This window comes from Methanobrevibacter smithii ATCC 35061 (assembly GCF_000016525.1).
GTDB lineage: Archaea > Methanobacteriota > Methanobacteria > Methanobacteriales > Methanobacteriaceae > Methanocatella > Methanocatella smithii.
In genome coordinates this window covers 669,574-685,868 of record NC_009515.1, presented here as the reverse complement: position 1 = coordinate 685,868, position 16,295 = coordinate 669,574, and the positions used below count along the sequence as shown (strand labels likewise).

Annotated in this window: 19 protein-coding genes and 1 pseudogene; 17 read left to right on the top strand and 3 right to left on the bottom strand. The window is 33.2% G+C overall.

Going from position 1 to position 16,295, the window contains the following annotated elements; all coding sequences use genetic code 11:
* Positions 1-24: 24 nt before the first annotated feature.
* From MSM_RS03575 to MSM_RS03565, 3 genes and pseudogenes are all read left to right on the top strand, one after another.
* On the top strand, positions 25-2,793 hold the full coding sequence (locus MSM_RS03575) for an STT3 domain-containing protein (RefSeq protein WP_011954062.1): 2,769 nt from the start codon (positions 25-27) through the stop codon (positions 2,791-2,793).
* 58 nt (positions 2,794-2,851) lie between these two features.
* Positions 2,852-3,945: pseudogene (locus MSM_RS03570) on the top strand (OBG GTPase family GTP-binding protein).
* A gap of 11 nt (positions 3,946-3,956) precedes the next feature.
* A complete protein-coding gene (locus MSM_RS03565; RefSeq protein ID WP_011954059.1) occupies positions 3,957-4,502 on the top strand; it encodes an adenylate kinase family protein in 546 nt (181 codons plus the stop codon).
* 289 nt (positions 4,503-4,791) lie between these two features.
* Here the strand turns inward: MSM_RS03565 and MSM_RS03560 are convergent, their stop codons facing one another.
* A complete protein-coding gene (locus MSM_RS03560; RefSeq protein ID WP_004032471.1) occupies positions 4,792-5,202 on the bottom strand; it encodes a PH domain-containing protein in 411 nt (136 codons plus the stop codon).
* Positions 5,203-5,483: 281 nt separating this feature from the next.
* On the opposite strand from MSM_RS03560, the gene MSM_RS03555 reads away from it, so the two are divergent.
* The 13 genes from MSM_RS03555 to MSM_RS03495 all read left to right on the top strand — a co-directional run bounded on the left by MSM_RS03555 (position 5,484) and on the right by MSM_RS03495 (position 13,481).
* Complete coding sequence (locus MSM_RS03555) at positions 5,484-5,849, top strand: ribonuclease P protein component 4 (protein ID WP_011954058.1); 366 nt, start codon at positions 5,484-5,486, stop codon at positions 5,847-5,849.
* Positions 5,818-6,075 (top strand): YhbY family RNA-binding protein, encoded by a 258-nt coding sequence (locus tag MSM_RS03550; protein ID WP_004032467.1) that lies wholly within the window; start codon positions 5,818-5,820, stop codon positions 6,073-6,075. The genes MSM_RS03555 and MSM_RS03550 overlap by 32 nt, the downstream gene beginning before the upstream one ends.
* Before the next feature lie 105 nt (positions 6,076-6,180).
* Positions 6,181-6,618 (top strand): 30S ribosomal protein S19e, encoded by a 438-nt coding sequence (locus MSM_RS03545; protein WP_004032466.1) that lies wholly within the window; start codon positions 6,181-6,183, stop codon positions 6,616-6,618.
* A 23-nt stretch (positions 6,619-6,641) separates the two neighbouring features.
* Positions 6,642-6,998: a DNA-binding protein gene (locus tag MSM_RS03540; RefSeq protein ID WP_004032465.1), complete on the top strand. Its 357-nt coding sequence runs from the start codon at positions 6,642-6,644 to the stop codon at positions 6,996-6,998.
* Positions 6,999-7,003: 5 nt separating this feature from the next.
* The gene (locus MSM_RS03535) at positions 7,004-7,588 is read left to right on the top strand and encodes a DUF7411 family protein (protein ID WP_004032464.1); all 585 of its coding nucleotides are present in this window, start codon (positions 7,004-7,006) and stop codon (positions 7,586-7,588) included.
* A 21-nt stretch (positions 7,589-7,609) separates the two neighbouring features.
* Positions 7,610-7,765, top strand: a complete 156-nt coding sequence (locus tag MSM_RS03530; protein ID WP_004032463.1) for a 50S ribosomal protein L39e — start codon at positions 7,610-7,612, stop codon at positions 7,763-7,765.
* Positions 7,766-7,777: 12 nt separating this feature from the next.
* A complete protein-coding gene (locus MSM_RS03525) occupies positions 7,778-8,023 on the top strand; it encodes a 50S ribosomal protein L31e (protein ID WP_004032462.1) in 246 nt (81 codons plus the stop codon).
* Between the two features lie 38 nt (positions 8,024-8,061).
* Positions 8,062-8,733 (top strand): translation initiation factor IF-6, encoded by a 672-nt coding sequence (locus MSM_RS03520; protein WP_004032461.1) that lies wholly within the window; start codon positions 8,062-8,064, stop codon positions 8,731-8,733.
* Between the two features lie 21 nt (positions 8,734-8,754).
* Entirely contained in the window at positions 8,755-8,979 is a 225-nt protein-coding gene (rpl18a, locus tag MSM_RS03515) for a 50S ribosomal protein L18Ae (protein ID WP_004032460.1), read from the top strand.
* Between the two features lie 10 nt (positions 8,980-8,989).
* Positions 8,990-9,430, top strand: a complete 441-nt coding sequence (pfdA, locus tag MSM_RS03510; protein WP_011954057.1) for a prefoldin subunit alpha — start codon at positions 8,990-8,992, stop codon at positions 9,428-9,430.
* Between the two features lie 116 nt (positions 9,431-9,546).
* Complete coding sequence (gene ftsY, locus MSM_RS03505) at positions 9,547-10,959, top strand: signal recognition particle-docking protein FtsY (RefSeq protein ID WP_011954056.1); 1,413 nt, start codon at positions 9,547-9,549, stop codon at positions 10,957-10,959.
* The gene (locus tag MSM_RS03500; RefSeq protein WP_011954055.1) at positions 10,949-12,034 is read left to right on the top strand and encodes a CapA family protein; all 1,086 of its coding nucleotides are present in this window, start codon (positions 10,949-10,951) and stop codon (positions 12,032-12,034) included. The genes ftsY and MSM_RS03500 overlap by 11 nt, the downstream gene beginning before the upstream one ends.
* Positions 12,024-13,481, top strand: coding sequence for a sodium-dependent transporter (locus MSM_RS03495; RefSeq protein ID WP_011954054.1), 1,458 nt, complete (start codon positions 12,024-12,026; stop codon positions 13,479-13,481). Before MSM_RS03500 ends, MSM_RS03495 begins: the two co-directional genes overlap by 11 nt.
* Positions 13,482-13,622: 141 nt before the next feature.
* Here MSM_RS03495 and MSM_RS03490 read toward each other — a convergent pair whose 3' ends face one another.
* Positions 13,623-14,000 (bottom strand): DUF4258 domain-containing protein, encoded by a 378-nt coding sequence (locus MSM_RS03490; protein WP_004036396.1) that lies wholly within the window; start codon positions 13,998-14,000, stop codon positions 13,623-13,625.
* 145 nt (positions 14,001-14,145) lie between these two features.
* On the opposite strand from MSM_RS03490, the gene MSM_RS03485 reads away from it, so the two are divergent.
* Positions 14,146-14,574 (top strand): hypothetical protein, encoded by a 429-nt coding sequence (locus MSM_RS03485; RefSeq protein WP_004032453.1) that lies wholly within the window; start codon positions 14,146-14,148, stop codon positions 14,572-14,574.
* 136 nt (positions 14,575-14,710) lie between these two features.
* Here MSM_RS03485 and MSM_RS03480 read toward each other — a convergent pair whose 3' ends face one another.
* The gene (locus tag MSM_RS03480; RefSeq protein ID WP_011954052.1) at positions 14,711-16,231 is read right to left on the bottom strand and encodes a cobalamin-dependent protein; all 1,521 of its coding nucleotides are present in this window, start codon (positions 16,229-16,231) and stop codon (positions 14,711-14,713) included.
* Positions 16,232-16,295 lie beyond the last annotated feature (64 nt).

Below are 16,295 nucleotides of genomic sequence, written 5' to 3'. Positions count from 1 at the left end.
AATTGAATAATATCGAGGATTTTGATGAATAAAAAAACAATATTAACAATAAGTAAATCAGCAATCATTATTTTGATTCTGTTAGCTGTTGTTTTTGCATTAAGAGCTCCTGCAGCGGACCTTAATATTTTGCCTACCGGTGATTTGAAGGCAGAATATGAAGATGCTTCAGGTCTTCCTTATTTTAGTGAAATGGATTCATATTATAACTTAAGGTTGACTGAAAATTTCGTTGATCACGGTTATGTAGGAGATGAACTAGTCGATGGTTCAAACTGGGATATGCATAGGAATTCCCCAGATGGAGATAAGATTAATTATGAGTTAGCTATTGTATGGGTAACGTCATTTTTCTACAATATAGCAAACCAGTTCTTCGGTGATTACACTGTTCAGGAAGTTGCATTCTGGACCGGTGCTATTGTAGCATCTCTTGCAGTTGTTCCTGCATTTATCTTTGCTAGACGTCTGACTAATGATTTGGGTGCAATAACAGCTACATTGATAATTGTGCTTGCACCAAACTATTTTGCACACACATTCCCTGGATTTTTTGATACAGATATGTTCTACTATATCTTCTCATTATTCTTCATAATGTTCTTTATGGAGAGCTTGAGGTCTAAAAATCTTATTGCAAAAGTTGTCTTTGCAATATTGTCTATTGTATCTATTGGTCTTTTCTCCCAATCATGGACAGGATACATCTTTTATGTAGGTCTTATGGGTATCTTTTCAGTTGTGTACTTAATATTATGTTATGTATTTAACATTGGTGATAGTGAAAGAGAGTTATACCCAAGTAAGGCTGCTTGGTTCGTACACCAGAAGGATTTAATGTCCATTGTTATTTTAGGTGTTATTGGATTTATCGGTCTTGCAGCATTTAAAGGAGTAGACGGTGTACTTGGAATATTTGGCAGTTTAACTGGTTTATTGTCCTTGCAATCAACTTCAACTGTTGTAGGTGGATTCCCTAATGTACTTATTTCTGTTGCGGAATTGCAAATGCCAAGTATGCTTGGAGCAGGTATGGATTCATTCTTGCTTGCTAATTCCAATGGTGTAATAAACGGTATTGGTGGAATTTTCGTATTCTTCGCTGGTTTAACGGTATTATTTATCTTTGCAAAAAGGATATATGATTATAGAAATGTTAAACAAGACGGAAACACAACTAAAAAACCGCCTAAATCCCAAAGATTGGCATCTTCTAAAAAAATTGATGATGACCGTAAATTTAAAATATCTTTAGGTAGCGTAAGTAAATTTGCCAAAGATAATGAAGTAACTGAAGCTAAACGTTTGAACTTAATGTTTGCTACTCTATTTATAGTATGGGTAGTAATTACAGCACTTGCAGTAAGTAGAGGTTCAAGGTTCATTACCACTATTGTATTGCCATTCGGTTTAATGGCAGGTATATTTGTAGGATATGCTTCTGACTATGTCAAAACTAAACTTGATAATGACAAAATGTTAATGGCAGTTATATTGGTAACAGGATTCTTTGCATCATACCCATTAGCAGCAGTTACAGTACCTATATTCGGTATTATATTATTCCTGTTAATTGCTATAGCTGGTGGAATAACCATATACGGACTGAAATCCAGTAAGTCTGCATCTACTAAAGTACCTGTTAAGAAGTATGTTGCTATTATTGCTATTGCTCTTGCATTGATAACACCTACTGTTTGTGGTGCTTATCAGACTGCTAATCAGGTAGTGCCTGGTACTAGTGATGCTATGTGGGATTCAATGGTATGGATTAATGAAAATACTGCTGATAATACTGTTGTTGCATCCTGGTGGGACTTCGGTTACCTCTTTGAGATTGCTGCTGACAGACAGGTAATCTTTGATGGAGGTAGTCAAAGTGGTAACAGTAGGGCATTCTGGCTAGGTCAGGCGATGACGACGGATAATATGGATTTGTCTGCAGGAATATTTAGAATGTTGGGAACTTCCGGTGAAAATGCTACTAATACATTAACAGATTATACTGGCAGTCCGGGTAAAGCAACTGATATTTTAATTGATATCCTGCCGAAAAACGCACAGGATGCTAAAAATGCATTAATTAATACATATGGTTTAACTACTGAGCAGGCTAATACTATTATTCCGCTTACTCATCCTGATAATCCAAGACCGGTTATCTTTGTAGCAAGTTCAGATATGTTGCAAAAAGCTGGCTGGTGGAGTTACTTTGGTGCGTGGGACTTTGATAAGCAGAATTCCACAAACTTCAATTATTACGTGCCTTCCCAGCAAGTAACTGTTGAACCTGGATCTACTGGCAGATTAGCTTTAATTAATGAATCCGGTTTGGAATATGATGCAGTTATTACTAGAGGTACTGGAAACAACACTACTACTGGTCATACTGAAGCAGTATATTCAAATAACGGTTCTTTACTTAAAATAAACGGATCAGAATTTAATCCATTGAATGTATCCCGTATCATGGTAATTGAAGGTAATCAATTAGTGAAAAATGAATCAATAGCTGGAGCTCCTAGCGATTCCAATTATACATTATTCCTGATGGGTGAAAATAATGTTTACACACCTATTATAATGCATAATAAATTGGCTGATTCAATGTTTACCAGATTGTACCTTTTAGGTGGTATGGGTCAGAATGTATTCTCCATGGTTCATATGGAAAATGGAGTTTCATTATGGCAAGTAAATTATAACAACACGGCTGCTGGCGGAACTAGTACACCTGCTGCATCTGGTGCTACTGATGGAAATATTGGTACTACTAGTCCGGACAGGGCTTAATTTTGATTAGGATATTTTAATCCTAATCTCTTTTTTTAATTAATAATATGGTGATTTAATGGGAATAGAGGAGAAAATAAAAGATATTGAGGATGAAATTCAAAAGACACCATATAACAAGGCTACTTCTCACCATATTGGTAAACTTAAAGCTAAACTTTCTAAATTGAAAGAGGAGTCTATTCAAAGAAGTAGTTCCGGAACAAAAGGTCAGGGATTTCATGTAAAGAAATCTGGTGATGCTACTGTTGTTCTTGTTGGATTTCCTTCTGTTGGTAAATCTACCCTCTTAAATGAACTTACTAATGCTGAAAGTAAGGTGGGAGCTTATCAGTTTACTACTTTGGACATTGTTCCAGGGGTTATGGAGTATAAAAACGCTAAAATACAAGTTTTTGACATTCCTGGGATTATTACCGGAGCAAGTACTGGTAAAGGTAGAGGAAGGGAAATTTTATCTGTAGCCAGAACAGCAGAACTGATTGTGGTTGTTTTGGATGTTTTAAATCCGCAGCATTTGGATGTTATTTTAAAAGAATTAAGAAATATTGGTATCAGACCAAATGAAAGGCCTCCTGATGTAACTGTAAACAGGAGAAGAACTGGTGGTGTTCATGTGTCTTCAACAGTTCCGCTTACACATTTGGATGAAAAAACAATCAGGTCTATCATAAATGAGTATGGTATGCAAATGCAGACGTACTTTTTAGAGATGATGTAACAATGGATCAGTTTATTGATGTTCTTGATAGAAATAAATCATATGTTCCAATGTTGATTCTATTAAATAAAGTGGATCTTGTAGATGAAGCTTATCTTGAAGAGATGAAAAAACAGCTTCCTGAATTTATACCAATTTCTGCAGATAAAAAATTAAATATAGATAATCTTAAGGAAACAATCTTTGAAAATTTAAACCTTGTTCGTGTTTATCTTAAACCGCAAGGAAGAAAAGCAGATATGAACGATCCTTTAGTTATTAAAAAGGGTTCAACAGTCATTGATGCCTGTGACAAATTGCACAAGGAATTTGTGAAAAACTTCCGTCATGCTAAAATATGGGGAACATCAGTTAAATTCCCGGGTCAGAAGGTAGGTCCTGATCATGTTTTGGAAGATGAGGATGTTTTAAGGATTATTCTTAAGAAATAATTGTGGGTAATATGAATCAAGTTATTTTTATAAGTGGAACTCCATGTGTTGGAAAAACTACATTAGCTAGTGAACTTTCTAAAAGATTGGGTGCTAATTTAGTTAGAGTTAATGAATTGGCTATTAGTAATGATTTAGTTTTGGGAATCGATAATAAAAAGGGTTATAAAATAATTGACATACCTGAATTAGATGTAGTTTTGGGAGAAATTATTGATAATTTTGATTCAGATAAATTACTTATTGTGGAAGGGCATTTGTCTCATTTGTGTAATGGTGCTGATAAAGTAATAATTTTAAGAGTTCATCCAAGTATTTTGGAAGAAAGGCTGGCTGGGCGCAAATATTCTGATTCTAAAATTCGTGAAAACCTTGAAGCAGAGGCACTTGACGTATGTGGAGCTGAAGCATACGAGGCATATGGTGAAGATGTCTGTGAAATAGATGTAAGTGATTTGTCTATTGATGAGACAATTAACCTGGTGGTAGATGTTATTTTTGATAAAAAAGACTTTCCATTTGGTGTGATTGATTTTATGGACTGGCTGATTGGATGATGAAACTTTTGCGGTTCAGTTTATTTTTATAATTGAAATAATATTTCTTTTTATTTAGTTTGTTTTGAGCTGTCCGGGGCATTTATAAATTAGTCCGACTGTACTGGCTCTCAGGTTTAATTGTAACTGGAGCAACAGTTTATATAATGTGTTCGAGCTATGATTTGGTTAATTTGGAACGCAGTAAAAAACATTTAAAAAGAGCGGTAATGGCTGTTTAATTTTTATATTGTTTTTTTTTTCATTTAAAATATTGTATTATTTGTGATAAAAAAAGTTAAAACATTATTTAAAATAAATAATGTTCTTTTACTAAACGTACAACTTCTTTTGCTTCTGCAGCTTGACTTGAAGGTACTTTAAATGATAATGGTTCACTGTAAGCTGCTCCGTCCACATTAACAACAGTATTGTTTGTCACTCCGATTTTAATATCTACATCAAAGTCTAAGGTTCCTGCAGTTTCAAAAGAAATGGTTTTGATTGTGTCTTTTGGGAAAAATTTGACTTCTACTTTTTTACCGCTTAATCCCTGAACGTCTACTTCGTAGATTCCATAGTTGGTTAAAATTATTTGGTCTCTTATGAATTGGTATGACTGAATTACTTCTTCATCATCAAAAAAGAATTCTGATACATAGTCTTTGTCCATCTCTTCACTTACATCACCATGTCCGATTACTTTATCTAAAAATGCCATAGTTTTCACCTATATATTAATATTTTAATGTTTTACTATTTAATTTTAGATGATGTGGAAATCTTTTTTTATAATGAATTTCTAATATGTGTATATATAACACTTGTTTTTAACACAACCTTTATAAATATAGAAAAACAAATTTATTCCTAATATTCATATTAACCTAAGGTTATTTTAACTATGGTTTTTGTTTTAATATGCGCAAATCATTTTAATTCAATTTTTGAATATTATATCCTAATTTAATAGTTATTATTATAATTATGAGGAGGATATCTTTGAGTAGAGGAAAAAGACCAAAATGGATGATTGAAATAGCTATTGAACGTATGAATATTCTTTTTGAGCGTGCTGAGATGGAATTCGAAAGGCACCCGGAAAGAAGTAACCGTTATGTTGTATTAGCTAAGAAATTATCTACCAAGTACAATACCAAAATTCCCGATAAATGGGCAAGAAGGTATTGTAAAAGGTGTAATAAGTTTCTCTACCCTGGTCACAACGCTACAGTCCGGCTGGTTAACGAAGAAGTTAACATTTTATGTGGCGAGTGTGGGCATGTTATGAAAATTCCTTATCATAAGGAGAAAAAAAATAAAAGGAGAGCTAGATATGAGTCAATCAAAAAAAGAAATGATGAATAGAGCTCTTTCCGCTATGACAATGAATATTGGTAAGGCTGGTGTTAATGACAATGTCATTGAAGAAATCAAACGCCAACTTAAAGCTAATGAAATTGTTAAACTTAAATTTGCAAAAAATATCGCTAAAAATAAAGATGATTATATAGCTGACATTGTCCAGAAAACCAGATCTAAACTTATAGATGTTAGAGGAAATGTCGCTGTCATTTATAAAAAAAAGCCTTAGAAAACATTGCTTAAATTTAGAGTTACAGGCCCTATTTTTATTAGGTCTTAAATTTACAGTTGATTATGAGGACAATTATTTAAAATTAAATATTGGAGAATTAATATGACTACTGTATTTGATGTACCTGCAGATTTATTAATTAAAAAAGTCGCAGAAGAATTTAAAAACAATGATAAAATCAATTCCCCTGCATGGTCCAATTTTGTAAAAACCGGTGTTCACAAAGAAAGAAAACCTGAAGATGTCGACTGGTGGTATACCAGATGTGCATCTATCATCAGAAGAGTGTACATGGACGGACCTGTAGGAGTTATGAGCTTAAGAACTTTCTACGGTGGTAAAAAAGACCGTGGAGTAACTCCTGAAGTATTCAGAAAAGGTAGTGGAGCTATCGTAAGAAACGCGCTACACCAATTAGAAGATGCAGGATATGTTGAAAAAGTTGTAGGTGGAAGAGTTGTTACTCCAGCAGGAAGATCATTCTTAGATAAAATTTCTGCTGAAATCATTAAGGATATTCCTAATCTTGCAAAATATTAATTAAATTATTCGGAGAGTTTGATATGAGTGATCTTGATGAAATTCGCCGCAAAAGAATGGCGGAATTAGAAGCCAGACAAGCTGCTGCACAAGGTCAAATGCAACAACAAGCACAACAACAAATGCAACAGCAAGAAGCACAAAGACAATTTGAGGAGCAAAAGAAAGCTTTAATAGCTCAAATTTTGACTACTGAAGCACGTTCCAGATTAGCTAACCTTAAATTGACTAAGCCAGAGCTTGTTAATCAAATTGAAATTCAGTTAATTCAATCTGCTCAGGCCGGCAGTTTAAGAGGTAAAGTAACTGATGAACAGTTAAAAGTACTCTTGAGACAAATAGCTGGTCAGAAAAGAGAAATTAAAATTACAAGGAAATAATATTAATGAAAGCTTGTGTATTATACAGTGGAGGAAAAGACAGTTCTTTTATGGGTGTTATGCTTAAAAGACTTGGTCTTGATGTTGAATTGTGCACTGCCAATTTCGGTGTTTACGATTCTTATATTCCAGCAAGCCTTTCAGCCAAATCTCTTGGGTTTAATCATAGGGTTCTTGATTTGGATTTTGAACTTTTAGACAAAACCTGTGACATGATTATGGAAGACGGATTTCCCAATGACGGAATAAAATTCCTTCATGAAAGTGTTGTTGAAGAGATTTCTGAAATGTATGATATTATAGCCGATGGAACTAGAAGGGATGATAGAACTCCTAAACTTAATATAAATCAAATTAAAAGTCTTGAAGATAGAAAAGATGTTCAGTATATTAATTTGGATAGTTTTGGTCACAAGACAATTAAATTAATCACATCTAATTTATTTGAAATATCTCATGAAAAAAGCAATAAGGATAACAGCTCTGATTATGAGGTTGAAATAAGGACTTTAATTGATGAAAAAGGAGGAAATTCATTGGATATTTTCCCTGAGCATTATCAAACTCGTGTTACTGGGTATAAAAAATAATTATTATTATAAGGTGAGAAAATGAGTAGAAATAAACCATTAGCTAAAAAATTGAGAATGGCAAAAGCAAATAAACAAAACAGAAGAATTCCAATCTGGGCTTATGCTAAGACTAACCGTAAACTTAGATACAGACCTAAACCTAGACATTGGAGAAGAAACAGTCTTAAATTATAAGGGGGATTTTTCATGGAAAGAGTTTATACAATTCCACTTAGAAACGCAAAAAAAGTCAAAAGGACTATTAGAGCTCCTAGAGCTATCAGAGAAGTACAAAACTTCTTATTCAAACACATGAAAGCTGAAGAAGTAAAGCTCGATGAATCTATTAATCATGAAATTTGGGCAAGAGGTATCCAAAAAATACCTTCTAAAATTACTGTAAAAGCAGTTAAAGATGATGATGGCGTAGTAGAAGCTACTTTAGCAGAATAGCTATATAATACTACTTCAATACTACGTGAGGTAACAATATGTTAAGAAGAATAAACATTGTAGATAATCCTAATATAGGAGTATTTATTTTAGCAACTGATGATTTGGCTGTTGTTCCTTACAATCTTCTTGACGAAAAGGTTAAGCTGATTGAAGAAACACTAGAAGTTGATGCTGTAAAATCTTCTATTTCCGGATGTAACCTTATTGGATCTTTAGCTGTAGCTAATTCAAACGGTATTGTTGTTTCCCCACATGTATTAGATAGAGAAGTTAAACAGTTTGAAGAATTAGGTTTAAATGTAGCTACAATTCCCGGAAATTATACTGCAGTAGGTAATATTGTTGCAGCTAATGATACTGGTGCTATTGTAAGTCCGTTTTTATCTGATGAGGCAGTTAAAGTCATTGAAGATACTTTAGATGTAAATGTTGAATCAACTTCCATGGTCGGAAGCGATATTATCGGTTCACTGATTACAGTTACCAACAAAGGATTTTTAATGGATAAAAATGCTACTGAAACTGAAGTAGACTTTGCTCGTGATGTATTTGGTGTTGAAGGAGATATTGGTACTGTAGGCAGAGGTATTTCTTTAGTTGGGGCATGCTCTCTTGCAAATTCAAGTGGAGCTATTGTAGCTAAAGAAAGTACAGGTCCTGAAATGGCTAGAGTTGAAGAAGCATTAGGCTTTTTAGACGATTTATAAATAATATCCTGAGGAGTTAATATGATAACAAAAATTTACAGAGTTAAAGGTACTTTTGTAATGGGCGATTCATATCATAAATTTACTAAAGAATACAAAGCTACCAATGTAGCTGATTTAGAAGAAAAAATTTATGAACGTTTTGGAAGTAAACATGGTTTAAACAGAAACCAAATTTCTATTAAAGATATTGCTGAAATCGCACCTGAAGATGTTGTAGACCCAATTTTAAAAGAAATTTTATAAGGGTGTTACTATGGAAGGTCAGCAAAAATTTAATCAATTACTTAATGAAATAAATGTATACAAACAGCAAGGAGACTTAATTCAGCAACAAATTGAATTAGTCAGAGCTTCCATTGCTGAAGTTGATGCATTAACCAACACTTTGGATGATTTGGAAGGTAAAGATTCTGTTGAAGCTTTCGTACCTGTAGGTGCTGGTTCTTTCATTAAAGGTGAACTTAAAAACACCGATGAAGTTATTGTAAGTATTGGTTCTGGAATAGCTGTTAAAAAAGATGTTGACGGAGCAAGAGAAACTATTGCAAGACAGAAAAAAGATCTTGAAGACAGTTTAGATAAAATGTTAGCTAATATGCAACAGGTGTCTGACATTATCGGATCTTTATCTGCTCAGGCAGAACAGTTAGCTGCTGTTGCTCAAGGAAACATGTCAGCTACCGGATTAAACTAGATATAACTTCCTTTTTTTACTTTTTTTATTTAATTTATTTTTCCATATTTTGCTTATTTTTTAAATATTATAAAAAACATATTATTTTCTAATTAAACCATAAGGTTGTGTAAAATTTGTTTGAATCTTTGAAAAAGAAGTTTTCACGAACTAGTGATAAATTAGAAGAAGAGCTTATTGAAGAAGCACAGGAAGAAAACAATCTTGAAGAGGAATCCGGTAAAAAATTCTCCTTTTTTTCATTTGGCAGGAAAGATAAAAAAGAAGAAGAGGATTCTAAAAGTGATGTAGCGGAAATTCCTCAGGAAGTTGAAAGTATTCAAGAAACTGACACTTCAGATGATGAAACCTCTGATGATAAAGATGAAAAATCTGGTTTCTGGAGTTTTGGTAAAAAATCCAGTGATAATAAGGAAGAGCCTCAGGAGGAAGAAGAATCAGCTGAAGAGATTCAAGAGGAAGAAGAACCTAAAAAATCTCATTTCTGGAGCAGAAATAAAGAGGAAGACACTGAAGAATCAGAAGATGCCGATGAAAAAACAGAAGAGAAAAAATCCCGTTTCTGGAGCAGAAATAAAGATAATGATTCTTCTGAAGAAAATGATGAAGATGAAGAATCAAGCGGAATGTTTTCATTTATTACTGCCAAAACCATTTCAGAAAAACACCTTGAAGATATTTTATGGGAACTTGAAATGGGTCTTTTGGAAGGGGACGTGGCTATGGAAGTAGCTAGTGCAGTAGTGGATTCTGTTAAAGATGATCTGGTTGGCCGTAAAATCAAAAGAAGCAATGACATTACTGAATATACCTACAATGCACTAAGAAATGCTGTAGCTGAAATTATTGATATTCCGGGCAAGTCAATGACTGAAATGATTGAAGCCAAAAAAGCACAGGGCGAACCTCTTGTTGTAATGTTTGTCGGTATTAACGGAACAGGTAAAACAACAACCATCGGTAAATTAGCTAATTATTATCTTAAAAAAGGTTATACTCCTGTAATAGCTGCTGCAGATACTTTCAGAGCAGGTGCTATTGAACAGGTTAATTACCATGCAGACAAGGTTGGAGTTAAGCTTATCAAACACCAGAAGGGTTCAGATCCTGCAGCTGTTGCATTTGATGCAGTTGAACATGCAAAAGCTCAAGGTAAAGAGCTGGTTTTAATTGATACTGCAGGTAGGATGCAGACCAACACCAATCTTATGGATGAAATGAAAAAGATTAAGAGAGTTGCAAAACCTGATTTGGTTGTCTTTGTAGGGGATGCCCTAACAGGTAATGATGCAACCCAGCAGGCTTCCAAATTTAATGAAGCTATTGACCTTGACGGTGTTATTTTAACTAAAGCAGATGCTGACAGTAAAGGAGGAGCATCATTATCTATTGGTTATGTTATCAAAAAACCTATTCTCTTTTTGGGAATGGGTCAGGGATATGATGACATTAAGGAATATGATGCTGACTGGATGCTGAATCAGCTCTTTTCTGAAAGCGGAGAAGAGGTAAACATTAATGAAGCTTAAAAAAATAACATTAATTTTAATTATTATTTTGGCAGTGTTGGTTTTGATAGCTGGTGCAGCCACATTCACCAGCAACAATTCAATAATAGAAACACCTAAGGGAAATGCTTCTGTTGTTGTAACGGGTGATGTGATGTTTGCACGTAATATGGCTGGAGTATTAAGTTTGGATGAAAGTCCTTTCAGACATGTGGAAAATGTAACGGGAAGTGCGGATTTGCTGTTGATTAACTTTGAAAATGCTGCAACAACTTCTGGGTGTGCTGTAAAAGGTGATGTTCCGCTTAAATGCGATCCTTCCTATGTTCCATTAGCTAAAGCCAACAACAATACCGTTGCAGCACTGGCTAACAACCATTTATTTGATTACGGCACTGACGGTATGAAAGATACCTTAAAGTCTTTGGATGATGCAGGCATCACTCATATCGGCGCAGGAAATAATGAATCTCAGGCTCGCCAAACTGCAAGCAGCGATATAAACGGAAGAAATATTACTATAATCAATTATATGGATTCAAACAACTTTAAAGAATATAGTACTGATGTAATGCCTCAGGCTAATGGTTCTAATCCAGGTTATTCCGCATATGACAGTGATGTTGCAAAATGTCAAATTCAGGATGCAAAGGCAAATGGTTCAGATGTTGTAATTGTTTATTTCCACTTTGGAAATGAATACTCCCATTCACCAAATCCTGATCAGGAAAAGATGGCTCATGAAGTAATAGATTATGGGGCAGATGCTGTTTTAGGTTCACATCCTCATGTAACACAGGGAATTGAAATGTATAACGGCAAACCTATATTCTACAGTCTGGGAAACTTCATATTTGACATGTCAAATTCAGCAACTCACATTGCATATATAGTCAAAATAGACTTTGTCAATGATACTGGAGAGTGTACAGTTTATCCTGTGATTATTTCAGGATACCTGCCTTACTTTATGGGACCTGATGAGGGAACCAGTTTACTTAATTCATTGTATCCTCAATGTGATGATTTGGAAATAACACCGGAGGGTACCGGTAAATTGTATTTTAATTTAACAGGTGATACCAATGAATCATGATAATAAAAGCGAGTGGAATTCTTCTCTTGCGTTTTTAATGTCAATGATTGGGGCTGCTGTTGGATTAGGTAATATATGGCGTTTCAGCTATGTGCTGTACTCCAATGGTGGAGGATCCTTTTTTATTCCTTATTTTGTAGCTATTGGGCTTCTGGGAATTCCCTTTCTTATTTTGGAATATGGTTTGGGGTTCAAATTCAAAACATCATTTTCAAATCTGCTCCACAAGATAAGACCGAGGTTTGAAGTAATAGGATGGATTTTAGGTCTTCTGGCATTTGGTGTTGTAACATATTATATGGTTATTCTTGCATGGGATATAGTTTATCTTGGAGCAAGTCCGTTTCTGGCATGGGGGGCTGATCCTGCAGGATTTTTCTTAAACTATGTTGGTGGAGACTCTACAATTTCTGACTGGTCACATCTGATACTTCCGACAGTGGCGGGACTGGTTATTGTATGGGTGATGATATGGTTTATTTCAAAAAAAGAGCTGAACTCAGGAATAGGCAAAGTATCCAAAGTGCTGATTCCATTATTGTTTGTTATAATGGCAGCTATTGTAATATTTTCCCTGACATTGCCTGGCCATAATTTGGGAATTGAAACACTGCTGACTCCTGACTGGTCAGTGCTTTTTGATGTAAACATATGGCTTGCTGCATTTTCACAGATTATATTTTCATTAAGTTTGGGAATGGCTATTGCACTTACATATGCAAGTTATTTACCTGAAGATTCAAAATTAATCAATAATGTGCTGATTGTAGTTAGTTCAAACTCAGGTTTTGAGATATTCACTGCATTTGGAGTCTTTTCCATATTGGGTTTCATGTCAGTAACATCAGGCGTTCCGATTGAAAGCCTAATCAGACAGGGTACAGGTCTTGTATTTATTGTATTTCCGACAATATTCAATACAATGGGTATAGCAGGTAAGATATTGGGACCTCTGTTTTTCCTGGCTATATTATTTGCAGGAATAACTTCTGCTCTGGGATTTTTAGAGCCGTTACTTAATTCTGTATGTGATAAGTTTGGATTTACCCGTAAAAAATCAGCCAGTATATTATGTGGTGTCGGATTTGTGATTTCAATGTTTTTCACATGCGGAATCTCCAGCTATCTTGTGGAAATAGTTGACGGATTTTTGAACCAGTTCGGAATATTGTTTTTAATCGCATTGCAGTGTATTATATTTGGATGGATTTTAGGAATTGATGATTTAATTGAAGTTGTAAACAAGGATTCTGTAATGCATGTTGGAAAACTATGGGTTGCAATCATTAAATATATACTCCCATGTGTAATTTTCATAGTTTGGACATTCGGAATTATTGACCTGATTAAAACAGGGGGATTTCTGGAACTGGCTGTTGATGTTGTTATTACACTCAGCATTTTAATAGCAAGTGTTATGCTGACAAAATTCGAAGATTATAAATAACTGTTAATGACAAATAGTAAGGTGTAATATGGTTTTTTTTAAATCATATTCTAATATATCAACAAAAAAATTTATTTTTTTGATTCGTTTAAAACCTTCTCACGTGTTTTAAAGGGGTTTTATACTCCTTAAAACACACTTTTAATAAAGTTTCTTTCTTTTGGAATAGGCTTTCTGTTTCTTTTTTTCCAGACTTTTATAATTCTGTGATTTGTAGGTGTTCTTTTGTCTGTTTGTAGTGGCATTGGGCATTACCGTTACCAAATTTATCGTGTTGTTGTCACAGGCAAAAACAACCTTGATTTCAGAGTATTTCTTAGTTTTCGGAGCCGGAAAAATAACTTCATACTGGTGATTTCCGCTAGGTTCATATCTTAAAGGCTCTTCATTCAATACTGTGTCTACAATATAGTCTCTTGAGATTCCGTTGTCATCAAGCCTCTGAATAAAATGGGTATTTTCAAAACACCAGTTGATGGAGCTGAGGTTTCCGACAATATATTCGTCAAAAATGTCCATACTTTTAATTTCATATTTAGTTGCTTTTATAGCTTGTGTTTTTAATTTGTTTAGAATATTTTTAAAATCAGCTTATTTTGTTTAGGAGAATATAGGTAATTATATTAATTTCCTTTTATAAATTAATATTTATTGGATGTTTTTCATGGTTTCTAGAAAAATTTTGATTGCTTTGGGAGTATTTGCTGTTTTAGCTATTGGAATCGCTTCGGTAGCTGCTGTGCAAAATATTGAAGTTGACGGAATAAAGTTCGCCATTCCTGATGGATATACAGAAGACATGTCCATGGCTAAAAATGGTGAAGTGGATGAAAACGGTTTTAAAACATTTGATCATACCTATTTTGACAGTAATTACAACATGTTAAGTGTAACTGTTTTTTATGACGGGGGTAGTGTAGATTTTAACAGTCTTAAGGAACCTTCCGAGGTTGAAAAAACCATAAAAGGTCATAAGGGCTGGTTTGAATTTGATAAGGAAAGTGAACTGTACTTTTTCACATATGTTGACAATGATAAGATTGTCATGATTACTGCTGAAGACGAAGGGCTGTTTGAAAAAGTTATTGTTTAAGTGAGAAAGGATTTTTCTCGCTTTAATTTTATTTTTGTAGTTGTTTGTTGGTTATTATAATTTAATAACATAATTATTTATACAGCTTATGTAACTAAAATTAAGCATTTTCCTATCTTTTTTTTTAAAATTATTTTTATTTAGCATTTATTCTGTATGGAATTTCAATTTCATTTTTTTGTTTTGTATTAATAATATATTTTATGCATTCATCAATGTTATCTTTTTTATTTTTATTTTCTACTATTTGGGAGTTTGTTTTATTGTAAGTGGTTAAATAATTTATTTGAATAATATTTTGTTTTGGAGGACAATAATCGTGATTTAGTAATGTTTGATTTTTTTGAGTTTTTTCAGGTTTTTTAATATGTGTTAAAGTATCACTTATTTTAAAATAATCTTTTTCATTAAGGTCATGTGATTTAACAGGGGTCCAAGCGTCGGGCAAATATTGTTTAACTTCGTTATAATCCATTTCTCTATATTTTTGAGCTAATTCTTGAGGTATTTTTTTTCGTTCAAGAATTGAGGAATGGTAATCTACCTCGTGACGCATACATATATTATGACGCCTTATATTTCTTCTAAATTTACGAATTTCTTTATCTGTCCAATTTGGATGGATGTAGTAATCTTTATTAGTTTGTCCTTTTGTTTTATAGGGACTGTATTCGTCAAATGTTTGATCTAACGGTCTGTAACGACAATCAGTTATTTGAACTCCCCATTTAGCACATTGCACTCTTTTTTTTTCCATTTCATTGTAATCTAAATCATAATTATATATCATAAATATGGAGATTTCTTTTGCTTTAAATCCTCCGGATATTAATAAATCTATTTGTTCTTTTATTTTTGGAGCTTGTTTTAGATTATAATCCCATGCAATTTTTGGATTTTTAAATCCTGCTTTTTTTAACATTTTAGCTATTTCCGGATGTTTTCGTAATATTCTACCATCAAATCCAGATTGGGATTCTACATAACTAATTTCATGGTTTTGTTTTAGTTCAATTAATTCATTTAATATGTTTTTAATATAGGGGTTAGCTAGAAGATTATTATCGTAAAAAATTATTTTTTTCTTTTTTATTTCTTTTTTTATGCTTTTTTTACATTTCCATTCAGGTTCTATGATGTATGTTCCACAGAATTTACATTGTCTTACACAACCTCTACTTGTGTGAACTATTTGGTAATCCACATCAACAAGATCATATGCGGGGTATAATTTTTCTGCTTCATATATGGGTCCTAAAATAACATCATCACATTTTGTATAATTTTTACAATGTTCTGGCATTAATGAGGCATATATTCCACCAACTATTACTGGGATATTTTTATATAATGATTTATAGTAAGATACTGTATTTTTAACATATTTTGACCAATAAGTAAAAATAGAAGTTACACATATTAAATCAGGTTTAAATTCTTGATTCTTTTTTGGAAATAGTGTTGTTTGTTTTAAATTTTCTTTGTCATGTCTTACTAATTTTATGTTTATTGATTTGTTTCTAAGATATGCTGCTATCTTCAATAAGCCTATTGGTAAAAAATTAGCATGGTTTCTACTTTTATTAGGGATAGGAAAGTTAGGTTCGACTAATAAAACATTTTTAACATCCTTTGTTATCCAATCTTCAAAAGCCATAAAAATTTCACCAAATAATTATTTTTAATAATGTTTTGGTGTTAATCCTATTTAAAATTTTTTT

Coding starts and splice junctions, on each gene's coding strand:
- MSM_RS03480 (WP_011954052.1), bottom strand. CDS start 16,231: ATGGCTTTTGAAGATTGGATAACAAAGGATGTTAAAAATGTTTTATTA.
- rpl18a (WP_004032460.1), top strand. CDS start 8,755: ATGATAACAAAAATTTACAGAGTTAAAGGTACTTTTGTAATGGGCGAT.
- MSM_RS03540 (WP_004032465.1), top strand. CDS start 6,642: ATGAGTGATCTTGATGAAATTCGCCGCAAAAGAATGGCGGAATTAGAA.
- MSM_RS03545 (WP_004032466.1), top strand. CDS start 6,181: ATGACTACTGTATTTGATGTACCTGCAGATTTATTAATTAAAAAAGTC.
- MSM_RS03500 (WP_011954055.1), top strand. CDS start 10,949: ATGAAGCTTAAAAAAATAACATTAATTTTAATTATTATTTTGGCAGTG.
- MSM_RS03490 (WP_004036396.1), bottom strand. CDS start 14,000: ATGGACATTTTTGACGAATATATTGTCGGAAACCTCAGCTCCATCAAC.
- MSM_RS03575 (WP_011954062.1), top strand. CDS start 25: ATGAATAAAAAAACAATATTAACAATAAGTAAATCAGCAATCATTATT.
- MSM_RS03485 (WP_004032453.1), top strand. CDS start 14,146: ATGGTTTCTAGAAAAATTTTGATTGCTTTGGGAGTATTTGCTGTTTTA.
- pfdA (WP_011954057.1), top strand. CDS start 8,990: ATGGAAGGTCAGCAAAAATTTAATCAATTACTTAATGAAATAAATGTA.
- MSM_RS03525 (WP_004032462.1), top strand. CDS start 7,778: ATGGAAAGAGTTTATACAATTCCACTTAGAAACGCAAAAAAAGTCAAA.
- MSM_RS03535 (WP_004032464.1), top strand. CDS start 7,004: ATGAAAGCTTGTGTATTATACAGTGGAGGAAAAGACAGTTCTTTTATG.
- MSM_RS03495 (WP_011954054.1), top strand. CDS start 12,024: ATGAATCATGATAATAAAAGCGAGTGGAATTCTTCTCTTGCGTTTTTA.
- MSM_RS03520 (WP_004032461.1), top strand. CDS start 8,062: ATGTTAAGAAGAATAAACATTGTAGATAATCCTAATATAGGAGTATTT.
- MSM_RS03550 (WP_004032467.1), top strand. CDS start 5,818: ATGAGTCAATCAAAAAAAGAAATGATGAATAGAGCTCTTTCCGCTATG.
- MSM_RS03565 (WP_011954059.1), top strand. CDS start 3,957: ATGAATCAAGTTATTTTTATAAGTGGAACTCCATGTGTTGGAAAAACT.
- MSM_RS03560 (WP_004032471.1), bottom strand. CDS start 5,202: ATGGCATTTTTAGATAAAGTAATCGGACATGGTGATGTAAGTGAAGAG.
- MSM_RS03530 (WP_004032463.1), top strand. CDS start 7,610: ATGAGTAGAAATAAACCATTAGCTAAAAAATTGAGAATGGCAAAAGCA.